Genomic DNA, 19,036 nt, shown 5'->3' on the forward strand with positions numbered 1-19,036 from the left:
CAGTCGTCTTCAGAACCTAGTCCCGACAATAAAAGGTGCAATGGTTCTCGAATTATCTTTCCGTCATCCGAAAGGCGCTTCTTGAGGCTCCTTTTCGGCGCAATCGTGTCAATCGTCTTCGAGCAGGCGCCTGACGCGCTCTTCCTCGTCCTGCGAAAGCTCTGTCGTCTCGGTCTCGCGGCGGCGCAGGAGGCCGAACATCAGCGCCCCCCCGACCAGCAGCACGCCCACCGGCGCCAGCCACAACACGGCGTTGCCGGCCGAGAACACCGGCCTCAGCAGCACGAATTCGCCGTACCGCTGCACAAGGAACGCGCGGATCTCGCGATCGGTGCGCCCGGCCTTGACCTGTTCGCGGACGATCCGCCGCAGGTCGCCGGCCAGCTGAGCCTCGGAATCGTCGATCGACTCGTTCTGGCAGACCAGGCAGCGGACCTCCTTGAAGAGGTCACGGGCCCGCGCCTCCTGGGCCGGATCGGGCAGCCGCTCGGACGGGTCCGAGGCCCCGGCCATCAGGGCCAGGGCGGAGAGGGCGATGGCGAGGGCCCGCCCGCGTCCTTCTTCCCCCTTCGGGGGAGGAGGGCCGAAGGCCCGGAGGGGGCGAGTGATCCAGTTGAGGATGGCGCGGCAGGCCCCTTCCACCGCCGTTCGGCGGTCCCCCTCCCCCAAAGGGGGAGGAAGGTGGAAACCTTCCCACCTCACGACACCACCTCGCCCGCCCGCTTGCCCACGCCCAGGCGCACGCGGCGGTCCGACAGCGAGACGACGCCGCCGATGGCCATGATCAGGGGGCCCAGGAAGATCAGCCGCACCCAGGGGTTCACATAGGCGCGGACCAGCCAGGCCGGCTTGCCGCCCTCGCCCGCCCGGCGCTCGCCCAGCACGACGTAGATGTCGTCCAGCACGCGCGGGCAGATGGCGACCTCGGAGGTGGTCTGCGCGCCGGTCGGGTAGAAGCGGCGCTCGGGTTCGGCGCGGCAGACGACAGCGCCGGACTTGTCGGTGACCTTCACCACGCCGCGCTCGGCCAGGTAGTTGGGCCCCTCGACCGTGCCGACGTCGGTCAGGGTCAGGGTATAGGCGCCCAGGGGCTGGGTCCCGTTCAGGCTGAGGGCCTGGGCCGCCTCGACCCGCCAGGCGGTCTCGAACGACGCGCCCAGCACGAAGATGCCCAGGCCCGCGTGGGCCAGGGTCGTGCCCCAGGCGCCGCGCGGCAGGCCACGGGCGCGGCGAGCGCTCTCGCCGGCGGGGGTGCGGAACAGCTTCAGGCGGTCGGCCATCTCCAGCAGCGCCCCGCCCAGCAGCCAGAAGCCGACGACGAGGCCGCCGCTGGCCAGGGCCTTGCGCGGCTGGACGATCCCGTAGGCGACCAGGCCCAGCACGGCGGCCGCCGCCAGGACGACCCACAGCTTGCGGGCCGCGCCCTTGGCGTCGCCGCGCTTCCAGGCCAGCAGGGGCCCGGCCGGCAGCACGGCGAAAGCCAGCACCATCAGCGGCACGAAGGTCAGGTTGAAGAACGGCGCGCCGACCGAGACGGCCTCGCCGTCCATGGCCTCGCGGATCAGCGGATAGAGGGTGCCCAGCAGCACCACCGCCGTCGCCGTCGACAGCAGGATGTTGTTCAGGACGATGGCGCTCTCGCGGCTGATGGTGCGGAACTGGCCGCCGGGGTTCAGGGTCGGGGCGCGCAGGGCGAACAGCAGGAAGCCGGCGCCGGCCGCCACGCCCATCATGATCAGCAGCAAGACGCCGCGCGTCGGGTCGACGGCGAAGGCGTGCACGCTGGTCAGGACGCCCGAGCGCACCAGGAAGGCGCCCAGCATCGAAAAGGTGAAGGCCGCCAGGGCCAGGAACGCGGTCCAGCCCGGCAGGGCGCCGCGCTTCTCGGTGACGATGGCCGAGTGCAGCAGGGCCGCGCCGATCAGCCAGGGCATGAAGCTGGCGTTCTCGACCGGGTCCCAGAACCACCAGCCGCCCCAGCCCAGCTCGTAATAGGCCCAGAAGGCGCCCAGCGTGATGCCGACGGTCAGCAGGCTCCAGGCCGCTAGGGTCCAGGGCCGCACCCAGCGGGCCCAGGCCGCGTCGATGCGGCCCTCGATCAGGGCCGCCAGCGACAGCGAATAGACCACCGAGAAGCCGACATAGCCCGCGTAGAGGAACGGCGGGTGGAAGGCCAGGGCCGGGTCCTGCAGCAGCGGGTTCAGCGAGCGCCCCTCGATCGGCGGGTCCAGCAGGCGCTCCAGCGGGTTCGAGGCGAAGACGGTATAGGCCAGGAACAGCACGCCCAGCGCGCCCTGGATGGCGATGGCGTAGGCCCGCAGGCGCGGCGGCAGGCTGTCGCCGAAGAAGGCCATGGCCGCGCCGTAGCCGGTCAGCACCACGCACCACAGCAGCATCGAGCCCTCGTGGCTGCCCCAGGCCCCGGCCACCTTGTAGAGCAGCGGCTTGGCGGTGTGCGAGTTGGCCGCGACGTTGGCGACCGAGAAGTCCGAGCCGACGAAGGCGTGGATCAGGGCCGCGAACGCCACCAGCACCGCCACGAACGTCGCCACGGCCGCGCCGCGTCCGGCGCCCGCCAGCACCGGCGAGCGCCGCGCGCCGCCGGCGGCCGACAGGCCCGTCTGGGCGATGGACAGCATCAGCGAGAGGATCACGGCGAAGGCGCCCAGCTCGACGATCATGTGGTCGGTTTTCCGTAGGCGGGAGCCGGCGCACCGTCGCCGCGCCACTCGCCCTGCTTCTTCAGGGCTTTGGCGACGTCGCGCGGCATGTAGCGCTCGTCGTGCTTGGCCAGCACCTGCTTGGCCACGAAGACGCCGCGCTCGTCGAACGTGCCCTCGGCCACGATCCCCTGCCCCTCGCGGAACAGGTCGGGCAGGTCGCCGTGATAGGTCACCTTGGCGGTGGCCTTCTGGTCGGCGACCACGAACTCGACGTCGCCGCCGGGATGCTTGACCACGCTGCCGTGCTGCACCAGGCCGCCCAGCTGGACCTTGCGACCCGGTTCGACATGGGCCTCCTGGGCCTGGGCGGGGGTGTAGAACAGCGAGATGCTGTCGCGCAGGCCGTACAAGGCCAGGCCCACGGCCAGGGCCAGCACCGGCGCGACGGCCAGCAGAATGGTCAGGCGGCGGCGCGCCTTGCGGGACTTGGGCCAGAAACTCATGGCGTGGCGACTTTGGCTTGGGCGGGCGTGTCGGCGGCCTGGCGCAGGGCCGACAGCACCTTGGGCTGGTCCTTGAAGCGGGCGGAGGCCGAGGCGAGCGCGGCGTCGCGCTTGGCGGTCTCGCCCAGCACGGCGTAGGCGCGGACCAGGCGCACCCAGCCGTCGGGATCGTCGGGCGCCTGGGCCAGGCGCGCCGCCAGGCCCTCGACCATGCCGGCGATCATGCCCTTCACTTCCGGGTTCTCGTTCGCGGCGGGCGCGGCGTCCGGCAGGCCGCCGGTGTTCTCGACGCGGGCGATCTCCTGCAGCAGCGCGGCGTGGCCCGCATCCCCCGACGGCAGGCTCTCGGCCAGGGCGCGCCAGTCGGCGAGGCCGCCCTTGACGTCGCCGTCGGCGATCTTGCCACGGGCCAGGTAGTAGCGGGCCCGCAGGTCCTTCGGATCGACCTTCAGCGCCTCGCCGAAGGCCAGCTTGGCGTCGGCGCCGACGCTCCCCTTGGCCTCCATGACGAAGGTCTCGCCCAGCAGGCTCCAGATGTCGGCGCGCTTGGGGGCGACGCGGACGGCGCGGCGCAGGGCGGCCTCGGCGCCGGCCAGGTCGCCGCCGGCGGCGCGGGCCTTGGCCAGGAACACCAGCGGCTCGGCGTCCTTGGGTCGCTCGGCGGCGACGCCTTCCAGCACGGCGGCGATCTGCGCGGGCTCAAGGGTCGACGGGTCGGCGGCCTTCCATTCGTCCACACGCTTGGCATAGGGCTGGTCGGCCATCTCGGGATGGCCCAGCGCGACATAGGCGCCGACGGCGGCGACGCAGGCCGCGCCCAGGGCGGCGACCACGATCTTGCGCGGCCCCTTGCCGTCACGGCTCCAGGTCTCGGACTGGTCGGCGGCGGCCAGCAGGCCGCGACCGGCCTCGGCGCGGGCGGCCTTCAGCTCGTCCTGGGCCAGCAGGCCGTCCAGGGCCAGGCGCTCGACCTCGGCCAGGCGGCGGCGATGCGGTTCAAGCCGGGTCTGGGCGTCGTCGACGGGCCGGGCGCGGGCCGCGCCACGCAGCACCAGGCCCGCCGTCACGGCCGACAGCCCCGTCGCTGCGATCCAGAAAGCGATCATAGCCGCGTGTTAGCTTGTTCCCGCGTCCGCCGTTAGTAGGAAAAGTGCGTAAGGGGCGCGGTTTAGCCGTCGCGTCCGGAAAGACGAAGATCACCGCCATCGCCGGGCCCATCCTGCCACAACGGTGTCAGCTGCGCCGTGCGACCCCTCATCTACGGGCCGATGACGGCCGACAGGGGGCAGGACGTGATCAGAGGCAGTTGTGCGTGCGGCGAGATCGCGTTCCGCCCGTCGGAACCGCCGACGATGATGGCGACGTGTCACTGCGGCCGCTGCCGGAAAATCGGCGCCAGCACTTTCGTCTTCGTCCGGGCCGAAACGTTCCAGTGGGTCAAGGGCCAGGCCGAGGTTCAGCGCCTGAAGGCCCAACCGCCCTATCAGTACGATCGCTGCTTCTGCCGACGCTGCGGCACGGCGCTGGGCGAGCCCGGCGCGGGCGCGTCGTTCCCGATCAACGCCGATTGCCTGGACGACGACCCACAGGTCCGCCTCCGGTTTCACGAGTTCGTGGCGGAAAAGCCGGCCTGGCGTCCGATCTGCGACGACGCCGTCCAATTCGCCGGCCATCCGGTCCAGGCGGCGCCCTAGGGCCTGTCAGGCCGCGATCGCCGCCGCGGCGCGACGGCGCACGATCTCGGCGGTCTTGTCGTCGCGGGTGTAGGCGATGAAGCCGGCCGCGACGTCCAGGTACTTCACGGCCAGGCCGGAGTCGCCGCCGTCGCCCGTGCGGGCCACGTGCAGGACGTCCTCGATATAGGGGTCCAGGCGGCTGTTCAGCTTTTCCAGGACCTTGTTGCGCGAGGTGCCGTAGCCGGCCTTGTCGGCGCACGAGCGCAGCTCGGCGATGAAGGCCAGGGCCGACTGGGCGCGCAGGATCATCGCCTGATCCGGCTCCTCGGTCAGCCGCGCCGCGCCTTTGCTGCCCTTCTTGGACATCATCGAGATCGGGCGGGTCGGCAGGGCCTTTTCCAGTTCCTTGTCGGCCTGGTCCATGCGCTGCTCGCAGACCTTGGCCATCTGCTGCTTGTGGCGCGCCAGGCGCTTGCCCCAGGGGCCGTCCTTGGCGATGTCGACCGACTGCTGGAACTCGACGATCTGCAGCTGCGCGCGGTGGGCGCCCTGGGCGGCGCCGCGACCGGCCGTCTCGCCCTCGGCGAAGTTGAAGGTCTCGATCCGGGCGATAGAGGCGTCGATGTCGGCCAGGATGCGCTCGCCGAACTCGCGCACCTCGGACGAGGCCAGGTAGCGGTCGGTCGGTCGGTCCATGACCGCCGAGATCACCCGCATGATGCGCCACTCGTCGGGCAGGTGGGCCGACAGCACGTCCAGCAGCAGCGGCCCGGCGTCGTCGCTGATGCGGCAGGCGTCGCGATAGGCCAGCTTGGCGGCGAAGGCGCGCTCGTCCGACATGCGGCTGACCCATTCGGCCAGCTTGGGCAGGCAGGTGCGGGCGATGGTCGACACCTGCAGGCACAGGGCCAGATGCTCGGGATCGCACAGCGAGCGCACGCTGTCGAAGGTGGCGTTCTGCGGATCGCGCAGGCCGGCGGCGGCGGCCTTGCACAGGTCGTCGAAGACCTCGGGCACGCCGTTCTCGAGGTCCCACGGATTACACTTGGCCGCCGCTTCCTCGACGCGGTCCGGCGCGATGATCTTCAGCGCCTTCCACAGGCGCGACAGCACCGGGCTGGGGAACGCCACGCCGCTTTCCACGCGGCGGCCGCACAGCGGGACGATCGGGGCCAGGACGTTGTTGCGGACGAAGCGGCTGGTGGTCTCGTCCTCGATCAGACCGCGCACCAGGGCCAGGGCGCCCTGCGCCCCGGCGCCGGACAGGGCGAGCTCGAGGCTGCGCAGCGCCGCGTCCGGAGCGGTTTCCACCAGCGTCCGGATGATCTGCAGTTTGTGCGCGGCGATAGCGGCCATGGTCCCCCGTGTCGGACTCGCACGGCCGACGGACGTCAACCATGTTCGAAACGAGGTTAAGGATTTCCGAAACGCGCCAAAATTCCCGCGCGGCGCAACGAGATGTCGCGACTGGAAAGTCTTTGTCTACCAGAGGTTTAGCCTGAAAGCGCCGTAACGGGCCGTCAAACGATCGCGACAAGTCGCCGCGATCGGCGCCTCAGGCTTCGGCGCGCGGCAGGTCCAGCGTCACGCGCAATCCGCCCAGGGGCGATTCACCAAGCTGGACTCCGCCGCCGTAGGCGCGGGCCAGTTCGTCGACGATGGAGAGGCCCAGGCCGGAGCCGGGCGCGTTCTCGTCCAGCCGCTGGCCGCGCTTCAGCGCCTGGGCCCGCTCCTCGGGCGGCAGGCCGGGACCGTCGTCGTCGACGGTCAGCAGCATCCGCGCCTCGCCGGACGGCGCGGCCTCGACCCGGATCTTGCCCTTGCACCACTTGCCGGCGTTTTCCATCACGTTGCCGGCCAGCTCCAGGAAGTCCTGCTTCTCGCCCTGGAAGGTCAGGTCCTCGGGGCAGCGCCAGTCGATCTCGACACCCCGCCCTTCCGACTTATCCTGGAAGATCCGCTCCAGGGTCACGGCCAGCTCGTCCAGGATCGGCTCGACCGGCGTGCGCTCGCCGCTGGTCTGCGAGCGGGCGGCGGCGCGGGCCCGGCGCAGGTGGTGGTCGACCTGCTCGCGCATGGTCTGGGCCTGGCGCTCGACCACCTCGGCCAGTTGGCCCGGCTGCTGGCTGGCCTCGGTCAGCATCACCGACAGCGGGGTCTTCAGGGCGTGGGCCAGGTTGCCGACGTGGGTGCGCTGGCGCTCGACGACTTCCTGGTTGTGGGCCAGCAGCGCGTTCAGCTCGACGGCCAGCGGCTCCAGCTCCTCTGGATAGCGCTCGTCCAGCCGCTCCTGCTTGCCCCGTCGCACCCAGGCCACCTCGCGGCGCAGGCGAAACAGCGGCTGCAGGCCGAAGCGCACCTGCCCCACCACCGCCAGGATCAGGCCGCCGCCCAGGATCAGCAGGGCGAAGGCGGTGATGCGGGCGAAGTTGTCGGCGTCGTCGTCGATCGGCGAGCGGTCCTCGGCGGCTAGGAACACCACGGGATCGGCCAGGCCCGGCAGACGGGCCAGGATGGCGGCCGCGCGCAGCGGCTTGTCCTGCGGACCGCGCATGTCGAAGAACAGGGTCTTGCCCGGCGCGGCGTCCAGACGATCGATCTGGTCCGAGGACAGCATCAGGTCGCTGTCCCACAGCGAGCGCGAGCGCACCAGCTGCGGCAGCGACCCGTCGGGCCGCTTGGCCAGGATCAGCCAGTAGCGGCCGGAATAGGCCCGGGTGGCCCGGATGTCGGTCAGGAAGGGCGCCTTCAGCTGCCCGTTCTCGATGGTCGAGCCCGCATAGAGGTCGTCGGTCAGCACCGCCAGCGACTGGTCGAACCGGCGGATCGCCGCGTCACGGAACTGGGCGGTCAGGAAGACCCCGGCGACCAGCACCACCAGCAGCGTCCAGCCGCCGGCGATCAGGACCATCCGGCGAACCAGCGAGAGGCGGCGCAGGCTGAACAAAGGCTATTCCGTGCTCTCGCCTTCCAGCGGGGTGAGGCGATAGCCCAGGCCGCGGACGGTCTCGATGCGGTCGGCGCCCAGCTTTTTCCGAAGGCGACCGATGAACACCTCGATGGTGTTGCTGTCGCGGTCGAAGTCCTGGTCGTACAGGTGCTCGACCAGCTCGGTGCGGCCGATCACCCGCCCCTGGTGCATCATCATGTAGTGCAGCAGGCGGTATTCCAGCGAGGTCAGGCGCAGCGGCTCGCCATTGACGCTGGCCCGCGCGGCGCGCGGGTCCAGGCGCAAGGCTCCGCAGGAGAGGGAGGGCGCGGCATGGCCGGCCGAGCGGCGCAGCAGGGCCCGCAGGCGAGCCAGCAGCTCCTCGGTGTGGAACGGCTTGGCCAGATAGTCGTCGGCCCCGGCGTCGAAGCCGGCGACCTTGTCGCTCCAGGCGCCGCGCGCGGTCAGGATCAGCACCGGCGTCGTGACGCTGCCGCGCCGCCAACGCTCCAGCACCGACACGCCGTCCACCTTGGGCAGGCCAAGGTCCAGGATCACCGCGTCGTAGGGCTCGGTCTCGCCCAGGAACTGGGCCTCTTCGCCGTCCGGGGCGTGATCGACGGCGTAGCCGGCGTCGGCCAGGGCCAGCTTCAACTGGCGCGTCAGGTCGGGATCATCCTCGACGAGCAGGATTCGCATACGTACTCCTTAGCCCCCGCTGAGGATCTGTCCGGTGCGGGCGTCGACGATGAAGTCGATGCGGCGACCGTCGGCCGCGGCCCAGCGCACGCGATAGTTGGAGCCTTCCAGGCCCGCGTCGAGCACGCGGCCCGGGACGCGGCGGGCGATCATGTCGATCACGCGCGACAGCGGCACCAGCTGGCCCGACTGCACGCCGCCCCGCGCCTGGTCCGACTGCGCGCGCCAGTCGGCGCCCAGCGAGTCGGGACCCCGGTCACGACGCTGCGCCGAAGCCCCGCCCGGAAGGGCGGCGACCAGCGCGGCGGCGACAAGAAGGACACGGATCGTTTTCATGCTCTCCGGTCTAAAGGAACGCGGCTGAATGGAGACTGAACGCCCGGGTTATGAACGGGCTGCGTCGTTCTGTCACGGTTAGACACGCTTCGAGCGCGTTCACCACTATCAACTCCCGGCGAGCGGTCACGGAGCGATCAGACACTTAGCAAGGCCTTCAGCTTGGCGCGGGTCTCGGCAAGGACACCAGGCGGCGCCACATCCTTGCGCGCCGCGCGGCGAGCGACCCAATCGACGCTTTTGATCTGATCAGCCAGTACGGCGCTGGGCGAGACGCCTGGAACAACGACTTCGAATGGGTAGCCCTTGATCCGACTAGTCATCGGACAACACAACATCATGCCGCGCTTGCCGTTGTAAGCGGCCGGCGAGAGCACCAACGCGGGACGGTGGCCAGCCTGCTCATGGCCTGCTTGAGGATCAAATTGCAGCCAAACAATATCGCCGGCGTCGGGGACATAACGCGCGCTCACCAGACTTCCTTCCCGGCAGGCGCGCCAAAGTCGACATCCTCGTGAAACGTATCGGGCTCCATCTCCGCCAGCATCGCGTCCAGATCGTATTCCGGCTCCCGGATCGGCTCGATGATGATGCGTCCGTTCTCTTCGCGAACGTCGACCGCCTGATCGATACTCAGATCCGCCGCCGCCATCACGCGGGCCGGAATGCGGACCGAAGCGCTGTTACCCCACTTCTTCACGACGACGTGCATGGTCGACCTCCAGCGCAAGAAGATCGGTCCAGGACGCTCACGTGTCAACAAATGTCGACACATTAAAGCGCGATCAAGCTCTTCCGCAGCGTCAGTTTCACCGTCCTGCCCAGCGGGTCCAGGTAGTCGGGCTGATAGGCCTGGGGCGTCATGCCCTTGGCGTCCCGCACCACGGGGCGGCTGTAGAACAGGTTGTCGGCCGCCAGGGTCAGGCGGGCGCCGGCCAGCCAGCTGGACGCGGGGCCGGCCTTCACGTCTCGCGGGACCTCGTAGAAAGCCGACAGGTTGACCGTGGTCTGGTCGTCGAACCGCAGGGCGCCGTTGCTGGGTCCGGCGTCGATCGTGCTGGCGCCGCGCCAGGCGCCGTTCAGGTTGACGCCGACGCCTTGCCGGAAAGCGTTGAGGCGGAAGTTCAACTCCTCGCGCGGCTGGCCCCGGCGGCTGGTGCTGGCCCCGTTCAGCAGGTCCAGCGGGGGCAGGCCGTGGCGTAGGGTGGTCTCGTCGCGCAGGCGCAGGACGTAGTTCAGTGACAGCTGCACCTGGCCGGCGTTCTTCAGGTCCGGCTTGGTCCCCTTGGGCGCGCCCTTCTTGGGGCGGCCGATGAAGCGGGTCAGGTTGAAGCCGCCGCGCAGCTCCTCGCGGTCGATGGCGTCGAAGTTCAGCGGCCGGCTGTCGATTGCGGTCAGATGGCCGTCGGCGCCGCGCGTGAAGCGCTCGGGAAAGGCCGCCTCCAGCGCCGGGGTGATCTGCGGGAAGTTCGAGATCGGGTCGTCGATGTGGGTGCGCACCCAGTTGGCGTTGACCGTCAGGCGCGTGGGGCCGCCGTCGCGACCGATCGGCTTGACGTTGACGCCCGCCCGCAATGTGCGGCGGCGATCGTTCTCGAGGCCGGTATTGCCACCCTCCAGGCGCGCGACCGTCACGCTGCTCCCGGTGGCGAAGTCGAACACCGTGACGCTGGGGGTCAGCACCACGGGGTCGACGATCTGGCTGGCGTTCGGGGCCGACTGCTCCTCGTTGAAGCTGACATTGACCTGCACCAGCCGGTCGGGGGACCAGTTTAGGCCCGCGCCGAGCGCCAGGCGGTCCTTGAAGGTCTCGAGGTTGTAGCCGGCGTTGACGCTGGCGGTCAGCTCGCCCAGCACCGGCAGCACCGCGTGCGAGCGACTGGCCAGGGGCACGTCGATGTCGCCCTGCATCGTGAGGGTGCGGCGCTCGTAGACGGTGCGCAACGGCGCGCCGTTGCGGACGGCGTCCGAGGTCTGGCTGACCTGCTCGCCGCCCAGCTTGACGGTCGAGGACACCCGGCCGGCCGGGATCTCGGCGACGTCGCCGTTCAGGACGAGTTCGGCCTTGGCGCCGCGCGACCGGGCCTTGGCCACGTCGCGAGCGTTGGCCTTGAGCAGGGCGCGAGGGACGGGGCCGAACGGATTGACCGCCGGGTCCAGGGCCGCGATGGCGGTCTTCCAGGCGCTGGAGTCGACGCCTCGGCCGGTGACGGTCTGGCTGTCGCTGCGGTCATAGGCGCCGTTCACCGCCCAGCGCCAGTCGCCGATATAGCCGTTGGCCGCCAGGGCCAGCTGGCCCTTGGAATTGTCTTGCTCGCGCAGCTGCGACCAGGGCGCGTCCAGATACCGATAGACGGTGACGTCCCCCGTGAACGGCGAGAACGGACTGCCGGCCGGCAGTCTCACCGAGGTCGCGGGCAAGCCCAGGAAGCTGGTGCGCTTGGCGTCCTCCAGGTCCAGGCTGAGCGTGACGCTGACCTGGCGGGCCAGGTCGCGGGTGATGGCGGCCTTGAAATTGCCCTGGCCCAGCGACGGCAGGAGGCTGCGGTTGGCGATGATCCCGGACAGCTCCGGATCGCCGGCCCCCGCCGCGAACCGCGCCAGCGACACCGGGCCGTCCCAGGCGCCGGCGGGCGCGGCGGCGACCGTGACCGGGCCGCCGGCCAGGGCCGACAGGGCCGGATCGATCTCCGCGCCGAAGGTCACGGCCGCCAGGTTGCCGACCAGGCCGTAGGGCGCGGTGGCCGAGGGCACGCGATAGATGTCGCGCTCGGCCTCGAACAGGGCCGACTCCTGGCGCCAGTCCAGGCCCACGGTGGTGCGCTCGTCGCCGGCCAGGCGGAAGACGTCGCCATCGAAGCGCTCGGCCGTGCGGCCGTCCGCCGTGGTCGCGTTCTCCTCCAGCTCGACCGCCGCCGAGCGGAAGCGCTTGCGCAGCACGAAGTTCACGACCCGCTGGTTGGGCCGGTAGCCGTAGGCCAGGGCGGTGGCCGGCGGCAGCACGTCCATGCGCTCGATCGCCTGGCTCGGCAGCCCGCTGATCTCCGAAAAGCCCGAAATCCGTCGGCCGTTGGCCAGGTAGATCGGCGGCGGCGCGTCCGGCTCGCCGGTGGTGATCTCGGGCGCCAGCAGGGCGACCAGGTCCTCGATGGTGCTGGCCCCGGTGGCCTGGATCTCGGAGGCGTCCAGCGTCAGTTCCGGTTGGGCCGGCCCCCGCGCCTTGCCGCGCGTCCCCTTGACCACCAGGCTATCGACGAGGCCGGTCTGCTCGCTCTCCGGCGGAGGCGGGTTGGTAACCGGTGTCTCCTGCACCGGCGCGGCGACCTGCAAGAGCGCCAGAACGCTGACCAGAACCATGGAAATCGCCCCAACGCGGTTCGCTGAAAGCCCTTGGGTTTCCTATGTCGAGCTTGAGGAACTCGCAAGCGCACAAAGACGTGTCATCCCGGCCGCAGCGCAAGCGGAGAGCCGGGCCCCAGGGCGACCGCCTTGCGCCGGCCCCTGGGTCCCGGATCGCGCAAGCGCGTCCGGGATGACACGATTTGCGTGGAGCGACCTACTTCCGCTTCGGCGTGTAGGGCTTCTGTTCGCGCCAGGCCTGGGCGAATTTCTCCAGGTCCTGGTCGACGGTGTCGGGCAGCGTCACGACCAGGCGGGCCAGGAGGTCGCCGCGCTTGCCCTTGGCGTCGGGCATGCCGCGCCCCTTCAGGCGCAGGGTCTGGCCGCTGTTGCTGCCCCTGGGCACGTTCAACATGACATTGCCGTCGGGGGTCGGGGCCTCGACCTTGCCGCCCAGCACCGCGTCGGGGATCGAGATCGGCAGGTCCATGACCAGCGCCTCGCCCTCGCGGCGATAGATCGGGTGCGGCTTGACGGCCAGTTCGATCAGGGCGTCGCCCGCCCCGCCGCGACCGGCCTGGCCCTGGCCCTTCAGCCGCAGGGTCTGGCCTTCCTGGGCCCCGACCGGGATGGTGACGTCGATCGTGCGGCCGTCCGAGAAGGCCACGCGCTTCTTGCCGCCCTTGATCGCCTCTTCCAGGTCGATGTCCAGCCGCGCCTTGATGTCCGCGCCCTTGGGCGAGAAGCCCGCGCCGCCGCCACCGCCGAACGGGCCACGCCCGCCGCCCGCGCCGCCGCCGAACATGCCGCCGAACAGGTCGGAGAGATCGATCTCTGGCCCCTCGTTCGAGCGATGGAAGCCGCCCTGGCCGAAGCCCCCGCCGCCGAACGGGCCGTTGCCGGGCTGGCCGCCGAAGCCGCCGCGCATGGTCTCACGACCGTCGGCGTCGATCTGGCCCAGGTCGAACTTCTTGCGCTTCTCGGCGTCGCCGACGATGTCGAACGCGGCGCTGACCTGCTTGAACTTCTCTTCCGCCTTCTTGTCTCCCGGATTGGTGTCCGGGTGATGCTGCTTGGCGAGCTTGCGGAACGCCTTGCGGATCTCGTCCGCGCTCGCGGTCCGGGAAACGCCGAGTTCCTGATAGGGGTCGCGCGCCAAGGAAGGTCCTCTTGAAGGTGGGCCCAGCGAATGGGGAAGGTTGGGTAACGCCCTCCATCTAGAACGTCCAGCGCGGCGCGCAAGGGCAGATGTTGCAATTTTATCACAGAACTATGCTCGCCGAGGCGCCCCAGCCGTAAAGCGCGCCGCCTTGCGCCATTTCCAGACGCGCCGAAGCCGACGGCGCGTCGGCAGTCCGCATGGCGGCGGTGTAGACGAAGGCGGGCGTCGCGACCTCGACCTCGCGCAGCACGGCCGCGCCGTCCAGCACCCGGATCCGATAGCGCTCGACGCCTTCACTCAAGGGGATCTCGCCTTCCCAGACGTCGCCACCGGTCCGGGCGCGGCGGATCCACGAGACGCGCAGGTCGCCACCGACCAGGCGCTTGCTCAGGTGCGCCGGAGCCAGCGGCCGCAGAGCCCGGCCGGACCAGACGGTCGACACCTCGCTCATCGCCGCGCCCGAGGGCGGCCCGCCCGCCGGGGCGGCGCGAACCAGAAGCGGCGTCCCGCGCTCGAAGGCCGCCACGCTCATCGGGACCACCGCCTCGTCCAGCAGCACCACGGGCGCGCTGGCCGGGATCACGGCCTCGGTCGCCGCCCCGTCGCGCTGGCCACGCAGCAGGCCCGACAGCCGCCAGACGTCCGGCGCGATAAGCTCGGCGGCCTGGAAGGCGATGACTTCCCAGTCGCCGGACGCGGCGCGGATCGCCAGGGCGTTGCCGCCAGCCAGCACGGCGGCCAGCCGCGCCGAAGCCAGGGCCGTTCCCTCCATCCGCACGGTCAGGCTCTGGCGCGAGACGCGGTGCGGCGAGGCCGGCGGCAGGTCGGTCACGGTCACGCCCAGGGTGGCTGGCGCGGCGAGCCGGGCGCGGACGGTCAGGGTCTCGACCCCGGCCCCGGCGTGGACGTCCAGCGGCCGCCACGGCTCGCCGGCGGCGGCGACCAGGGGCCTTACGTCGTCGGAAAGCGCCCCGTCAGAGGGCAGGTCCAGCACGTAGAACACCGGCGGCGCGGCCGGGTCACGCGGCGGGGCCGGCGTCCAGTCGACGCCGCCGACCACGCCATAGCCGGCCAGGGCTGGGACCAGGGTGGCGCGCGGCCGCTCGTCCAGGTCCAGCCGCTGGACCCGCCAGGTCGCGCCGTCCAGCGCCAGGCGGTCGCCGGCCTCGAAGCGCAGCGCGGCCGAGGGCGACAGCCGCACGATCCGCGCGCGCCGGGCGGCCTCGTCGGCGGCCAGCATGCGCTGGGCCACGGCCTGGGCCTCGGACGCGGCCAGCAAGATCGGCGCGTCGGCGTCGCGGGTCCCCTGCCCCGCCTCGCGGCGCACGACCAGGGCCCCGACCTGATAGTCGCGGGCGGCGTCGATGAAGCGCAGGCGCAGGGCCTCCGCGGCGGGCTCCAGCACCCGCGCCTCGGTTTCGGTCGCCCCATCATCCGGCAGCGCCAGGTCGTCCTCGACGAGCGCCGCCGTCGGACGACCGGCGCGGCTGAGCATCTTGACGTGATCGCCGCGCTCGACCGGGTCCAGGGCGAAGGCCTCGGTCAGCGGAGCCAGCGCGTCGCGCAGCCGCATCGGCCGGTCGACGACATAGCCGCCGACGGCGCCGCCCGCCTCACCGGGATCGATCGTGACGCCGGCCCGCGCGCCCAGGGCCTGGATCAGCTCGGGCAGCGGCGCGATCCCGGCCCGGCCGGTCAGCCAGTGGCCCAGAACCCAGTTGCCGCCGTCGCTCCAGACGTCGGAGCGGGCCGGAAAGTCGGGGAACGGCCGGGCGTCCCAGCACCAGGCGCTGGCCGCCTCGACCATCGGCCCGCCATAGACGCTCGACACCGGATTGGCCGCCGGCTCGGCCAGCCAGGCCAGCACGGCCTCCAGGTATCGCCGCTGACCGAAGTCGTCGCGCTCGCCGGTCGAATAGGGCGGCAGGAAGCTCTCCGAACTCTTGGGGTCGATGAACAGGTTCGGGGAATTGCTGCCCTTGTCGACGGCCGGACAGCCGAACTCGGTCAGGCGGATCGGCTTGGACATCGGGACCCAGGCCGTGGGCGTCGCCGCGCGCACGCCGGCCGGGCGGTCATGGTGCGGGTTGCTCCACCACGCCTTCAAGTCCTTGGCCCGGAACATCCAGGCCTCGCCATGGGCGCCGTCGGTGATCGGGCTGCGGACCTGGGCGTCGCGGGCGGCTTGACTGGCATAGTACCAGTCGAAGGCCTCGCCGCCGGTCAGGCCGGCGCGCAGATAGGCGCCGTCGTGCGGGCCGAGGAAGCCGGCGGTGGCGTCCAGATGCGTCTCGCCCTCGCGCCAGTCGGTCACCGGCGGATACCAGTCGACGCCGACGAAATCGATGTTCGAATCGGCCCAGAGCGGATCCAGATGGAACACCGCGTGGCCCGTGCCGTCAGCCGGCTGGTGACCAAAGTACTCCGACCAGTCGGCGGCGTAGCCCAGCTTGGTCGCCGCGCCCACGACGGCGCGGACCTCGGCCGCCAGGCTCTTCAGCTTGGCGACCGCCGGATAGGTCCCGCCCGCGCCGCGCACGGTGGTCAGGCCGCGCAGCTCCGAGCCGAGGACGAAGCCGTCGACCCCGCCCGCCTGGACCGCCAGCGACGCCTGGTGCAGCACCATGCGGCGCAGGCCCCACGCGCCGTCGAAGAAGGCGGCGACCTGGCTGGTCGCGGCGGCCGTCCCGTCCGCGCCGGCCTCGCAGGTGATGCGGCCGCGCCAGGGATAGGTCGGCGTGTCCATCAGGATGAACGGATACAGCGTCACCTTCAGCCCGCGTCGCTTCAGCTCGGCGATGGCCTGCAGCACCACCGCGTCGGCCGGCGTGCCGTCATAGGCCGGAGCCCCGTCCTTCAGCGAGATCAGGTGCGCGCCCGCGCGGTCGACGCCGGCCACGCTCCAGGTCAGCGGCAGGGTGTCCTTGACCGCGCCCTCGACGCCCGGCCGGATCTGGCACGCGCCGCAGCGCAGGTCGGTCCCGAACCAGGCGACGACCAGGGTGACGTGATCGACATTGGGCAGCTGGGCCTGCAGCTGGTCCAGAGCCACCACCAGATCGGGCCGGCCCTCGGCGTTGTGAACGCTCTCGGACGCCGTCCGGGTCAGGCCCTCGCGGCGCAGAACCGTTTCGGTGGCGTAGACGAATTCACCCGCGCCCGGGATCAGACACACGCCGTTCAAGCGATCTTCCAGCCCCGGCGGCGCGCCGCTGGCGCGCGGCCGGCGGAACACCTCGAACGACAGCTGCGGCGGGCGGTTGCCATAGGGCTCCAGCGGCAGATCCTCGAACACCACATAGGCCACGCCGCGATAGGCCGGGGCCTCGCTTTCGATCGCGGCGATCAGCGGGTCGGGCGCCTGGTCCTCGGTCCCGCGATGCACGCGCATCGTCGCGCCCGACAGGTCCATGACCTTGCCGTCGGCCCAGACCCGCCCGATGCCGTCGATGGGTCCTTCGGCCACGGCGACGGCGAAAGACAGGCTGTAGGCGTAGCTGGTAGTCTTCTGGCCCTTGGAGCCGCCGACCCGGCCCTCGACCCGCTTCTCGCGAAAGCGCGCGGCCCAGATCACCTGGCCGCCGACGCGGGCGCGGCCGAACACGCAAGGCAGGGCCGCGCCCTCGGCCGCCCCGGTCAGGCGCAGCTCGGGGATACGCGGCCCGACCTGGCGGCCCGACCTGGCGGGCGGGGCTGAGCGCGCTGATCGCCGCCTGGTCGACCGCCGCGCCCAGGGCCGCCCCGACCACGGCCCCTAAGGGTCCGCCGATCGCCGAGCCGACGCTGGAGAGGATGACTTGGGCCATGAGGGCTCCTAGCGGGAGGGAAAACGGAAGGCCGCGACCAGGCGCTCGCGCCACCAGCGGCCCGGCACGCTCTCGACGCACGCCCGGCCCCAATAGGCATGGATCATGCGGTCAGGGCCGGACTGGATCGCGCAGTGCTTGGCGGCCGCGCCAGGGGCCATGCGGAAGGCCAGGACGTCGCCGGGCCGGGCGGCGGATAGCGGAACGGGCTCGAGCCAGCGGCCGAACGCCTCGAGCAGCAGCTCACGCTCGCCGACCTCGGCCCAGTCGGGACGGTAGGGCGGCGGCGCCTCGGGCTCGACGCCGTGGAGCGCGCGCCAGACGCCGCGCACCAGGCCCAGGCAGTCGCAGCCGGCGCCGAGGGCCGAGGCCTGGTGGCGATAGGGGGTGCCGAGCCAGGGGCGGGCGTGGGCGAGGACGGAAGTCTGAAAATCCTCCCCCCAGCGGGGGAGGTGTCGGCCCGCCAGGGACGACGGAGGGGGAAGCGACAAGGCCGCGAGATCTTCCCCCTCCGGCCCTTCGGGCCACCTCCCCCGCTGGGGGGAGGATTGGAGAGCGCCCCTCACCGCCGCCCGCCGTCGTTGCGTTCGCCCTCGGCGGGGTACAGCGTCAGGAAGTCCTCGCCGGGCGCGGTCGGGAAACCCCGGAAGTTGACGCCGTTGGCGAAGGTCCCCACGCAGGTCGCCCAGCGCTTGTCGCAAGTCGCGCCGGCCGGTGGGGTGATCCCGCAGCGGCCGTCACCCAGCCGCGCGTCGCAAAGCCGGGTGAACGTCCGCCCCGCCACCCGCTCCAGCTCGGCCAGCGGCCCGGCCAGGGTCGCCTTGAACGCCTCGCCGTCGCGCGACACCGCCGCGATGGTCGCGGTCCACAGGCGCACCAGCCGGCTCGGCGCGCGCCAGTCTACGCGCAGCGCCGCGACGCGAGCCCCGTCATAGAGCCCGGCGGCCAGGTCGGTTTGGGTGATCCCGGCGTCGTCCAGCACGCCCAGCACGGCGTTCTGCCCGGCCGCATAGCCGGCGGCGCTCTCGCTAGCGCCCGGGCTCCAGCCGCCGCCGGCCCGGCAGGTCACCCCGTCGACGATCAGGTCGCGGTCATGGTCGGTGAACCCCAGCCTGACCCCGTCGGCGCGGATGACGATCCAGGCCTGGCACAGCCGGGCGGGATCCAGGCCTTCGGGAAGCGCGCGCATCAGACCCGCACCTCGACCAGGGCGCAGGCGGCCACCCGGCCGGCGGCGAAGCCCTCCAGCGTCACGTCCAGCCGATCGAGGTCGAAACGCACCGGCGTGTCGAACTCGAACCCCGCCGTCACCGCCGCGCCGGCGGCCGGGGCCGTGGTCAGGGTCACCAGGCCCGTCGTCGCGTCGACCGCGAAGGCGCCGGCAGCCAGGGTGAGGCCGGCCACCGCGACCTTCACCGTGCCGGCGACCGGCTTGGCGATCGGCCGGACCACCGCCTCGGGCCCGGTCCCGTAGATCTTGGCCAGTTGGAACACCTTGCGCGCGCCGTCGCCGGTCCCCAGCGCCTGGTCGCTCGCCGTCGGCTGGGCCGAAGGGAGACAGGACTTGAAGTCCGTCGGGTCGCGGAACCGGAAGCCCGACAGCCGCCCGCCCCGCGCCTCGAAGAAGGCGACCAGCTCGGCCACCTCGTCCAGCGGCCGGGCGGCGGTGGCGATCAGGTAGCGGCGGCGGCCCAGGGTCCACGGACTGGTGCGCCGTTCGAAGCCGGACGCCAAGGTCACGATCTCGGTCCGCCGCTCGATCCCACCGGTGCAGCCGAACGCCAGGCGCGCGGGCAGGCGCGCCTCATGGAACTCGCTCATGGCGATCCTCCACTCACGAAAAGGTTTGCGAGAAATTTGACGGGAAGCGGAGCCGTAGCGGGTCGAACGCCATTAAGACTGCGTCATGACCCGCTTTTCACT

15 protein-coding genes and 2 pseudogenes are annotated in these 19,036 nt (G+C 71.5%); 1 reads left to right on the top strand and 16 read right to left on the bottom strand.

All coding sequences use genetic code 11. The features are described 5' to 3' along the window. Positions 1-108: 108 nt before the first annotated feature. The 4 genes from MZV50_RS19970 to ccmI all read right to left on the bottom strand — a co-directional run bounded on the left by MZV50_RS19970 (position 109) and on the right by ccmI (position 4,272). Positions 109-513 (bottom strand): cytochrome c-type biogenesis protein, encoded by a 405-nt coding sequence (locus tag MZV50_RS19970; RefSeq protein WP_252631023.1) that lies wholly within the window; start codon positions 511-513, stop codon positions 109-111. 185 nt (positions 514-698) lie between these two features. Next, positions 699-2,681: a heme lyase CcmF/NrfE family subunit gene (locus MZV50_RS19975; RefSeq protein ID WP_252631024.1), complete on the bottom strand. Its 1,983-nt coding sequence runs from the start codon at positions 2,679-2,681 to the stop codon at positions 699-701. Then, positions 2,678-3,166, bottom strand: a complete 489-nt coding sequence (ccmE, locus tag MZV50_RS19980) for a cytochrome c maturation protein CcmE (protein ID WP_252631025.1) — start codon at positions 3,164-3,166, stop codon at positions 2,678-2,680. Before ccmE ends, MZV50_RS19975 begins: the two co-directional genes overlap by 4 nt. Then, positions 3,163-4,272 carry a c-type cytochrome biogenesis protein CcmI gene (gene ccmI, locus MZV50_RS19985; protein WP_252631026.1) on the bottom strand — a complete coding sequence of 370 codons (1,110 nt, stop codon included), beginning with the start codon at positions 4,270-4,272 and terminating at the stop codon, positions 3,163-3,165. The genes ccmE and ccmI overlap by 4 nt, the downstream gene beginning before the upstream one ends. A 162-nt stretch (positions 4,273-4,434) precedes the next feature. Here ccmI and MZV50_RS19990 point away from each other — a divergent pair, with 162 nt between their 5' ends. Continuing rightward, entirely contained in the window at positions 4,435-4,860 is a 426-nt protein-coding gene (locus MZV50_RS19990; RefSeq protein ID WP_436792188.1) for a GFA family protein, read from the top strand. Positions 4,861-4,866: 6 nt separating this feature from the next. Here the strand turns inward: MZV50_RS19990 and MZV50_RS19995 are convergent, their stop codons facing one another. The 12 genes and pseudogenes from MZV50_RS19995 to MZV50_RS20050 form a co-directional block, all read right to left on the bottom strand. After that, the gene (locus MZV50_RS19995) at positions 4,867-6,237 is read right to left on the bottom strand and encodes a hypothetical protein (RefSeq protein WP_252631028.1); all 1,371 of its coding nucleotides are present in this window, start codon (positions 6,235-6,237) and stop codon (positions 4,867-4,869) included. A gap of 160 nt (positions 6,238-6,397) precedes the next feature. Next, entirely contained in the window at positions 6,398-7,753 is a 1,356-nt protein-coding gene (locus MZV50_RS20000; protein WP_252635281.1) for an ATP-binding protein, read from the bottom strand. A gap of 39 nt (positions 7,754-7,792) precedes the next feature. Next, positions 7,793-8,470 (bottom strand): response regulator transcription factor, encoded by a 678-nt coding sequence (locus tag MZV50_RS20005; RefSeq protein ID WP_252631029.1) that lies wholly within the window; start codon positions 8,468-8,470, stop codon positions 7,793-7,795. Between the two features lie 9 nt (positions 8,471-8,479). After that, complete coding sequence (locus MZV50_RS20010) at positions 8,480-8,806, bottom strand: PepSY domain-containing protein (protein WP_252631030.1); 327 nt, start codon at positions 8,804-8,806, stop codon at positions 8,480-8,482. Positions 8,807-8,943: 137 nt separating this feature from the next. Beyond that, entirely contained in the window at positions 8,944-9,279 is a 336-nt protein-coding gene (mazF, locus tag MZV50_RS20015) for an endoribonuclease MazF (protein ID WP_252631031.1), read from the bottom strand. Then, positions 9,276-9,518: an AbrB/MazE/SpoVT family DNA-binding domain-containing protein gene (locus MZV50_RS20020; protein ID WP_252631032.1), complete on the bottom strand. Its 243-nt coding sequence runs from the start codon at positions 9,516-9,518 to the stop codon at positions 9,276-9,278. Before MZV50_RS20020 ends, mazF begins: the two co-directional genes overlap by 4 nt. 62 nt (positions 9,519-9,580) lie before the next feature. Next, on the bottom strand, positions 9,581-12,163 hold the full coding sequence (locus MZV50_RS20025; RefSeq protein WP_252631033.1) for a TonB-dependent receptor: 2,583 nt from the start codon (positions 12,161-12,163) through the stop codon (positions 9,581-9,583). Positions 12,164-12,362: 199 nt separating this feature from the next. Further along, on the bottom strand, positions 12,363-13,304 hold the full coding sequence (locus MZV50_RS20030) for a DnaJ C-terminal domain-containing protein (protein ID WP_252631034.1): 942 nt from the start codon (positions 13,302-13,304) through the stop codon (positions 12,363-12,365). 103 nt (positions 13,305-13,407) lie between these two features. Then, positions 13,408-17,113, bottom strand: a pseudogene (locus tag MZV50_RS20035) (baseplate multidomain protein megatron). Between the two features lie 8 nt (positions 17,114-17,121). Continuing rightward, positions 17,122-17,679: pseudogene (locus tag MZV50_RS20040) on the bottom strand (NlpC/P60 family protein). Then, complete coding sequence (locus MZV50_RS20045) at positions 17,676-18,302, bottom strand: baseplate hub domain-containing protein (RefSeq protein WP_252631035.1); 627 nt, start codon at positions 18,300-18,302, stop codon at positions 17,676-17,678. Before MZV50_RS20045 ends, MZV50_RS20040 begins: the two are co-directional and overlap by 4 nt. Beyond that, positions 18,302-18,934: a DUF2460 domain-containing protein gene (locus MZV50_RS20050; RefSeq protein WP_252631036.1), complete on the bottom strand. Its 633-nt coding sequence runs from the start codon at positions 18,932-18,934 to the stop codon at positions 18,302-18,304. Before MZV50_RS20050 ends, MZV50_RS20045 begins: the two co-directional genes overlap by 1 nt. Between the last annotated feature and the right edge of the window lie 102 nt (positions 18,935-19,036).

The sequence above is a fragment of the Caulobacter segnis genome, from assembly GCF_023935105.1.
Taxonomy (GTDB): Bacteria; Pseudomonadota; Alphaproteobacteria; order Caulobacterales; family Caulobacteraceae; genus Caulobacter; species Caulobacter segnis_B.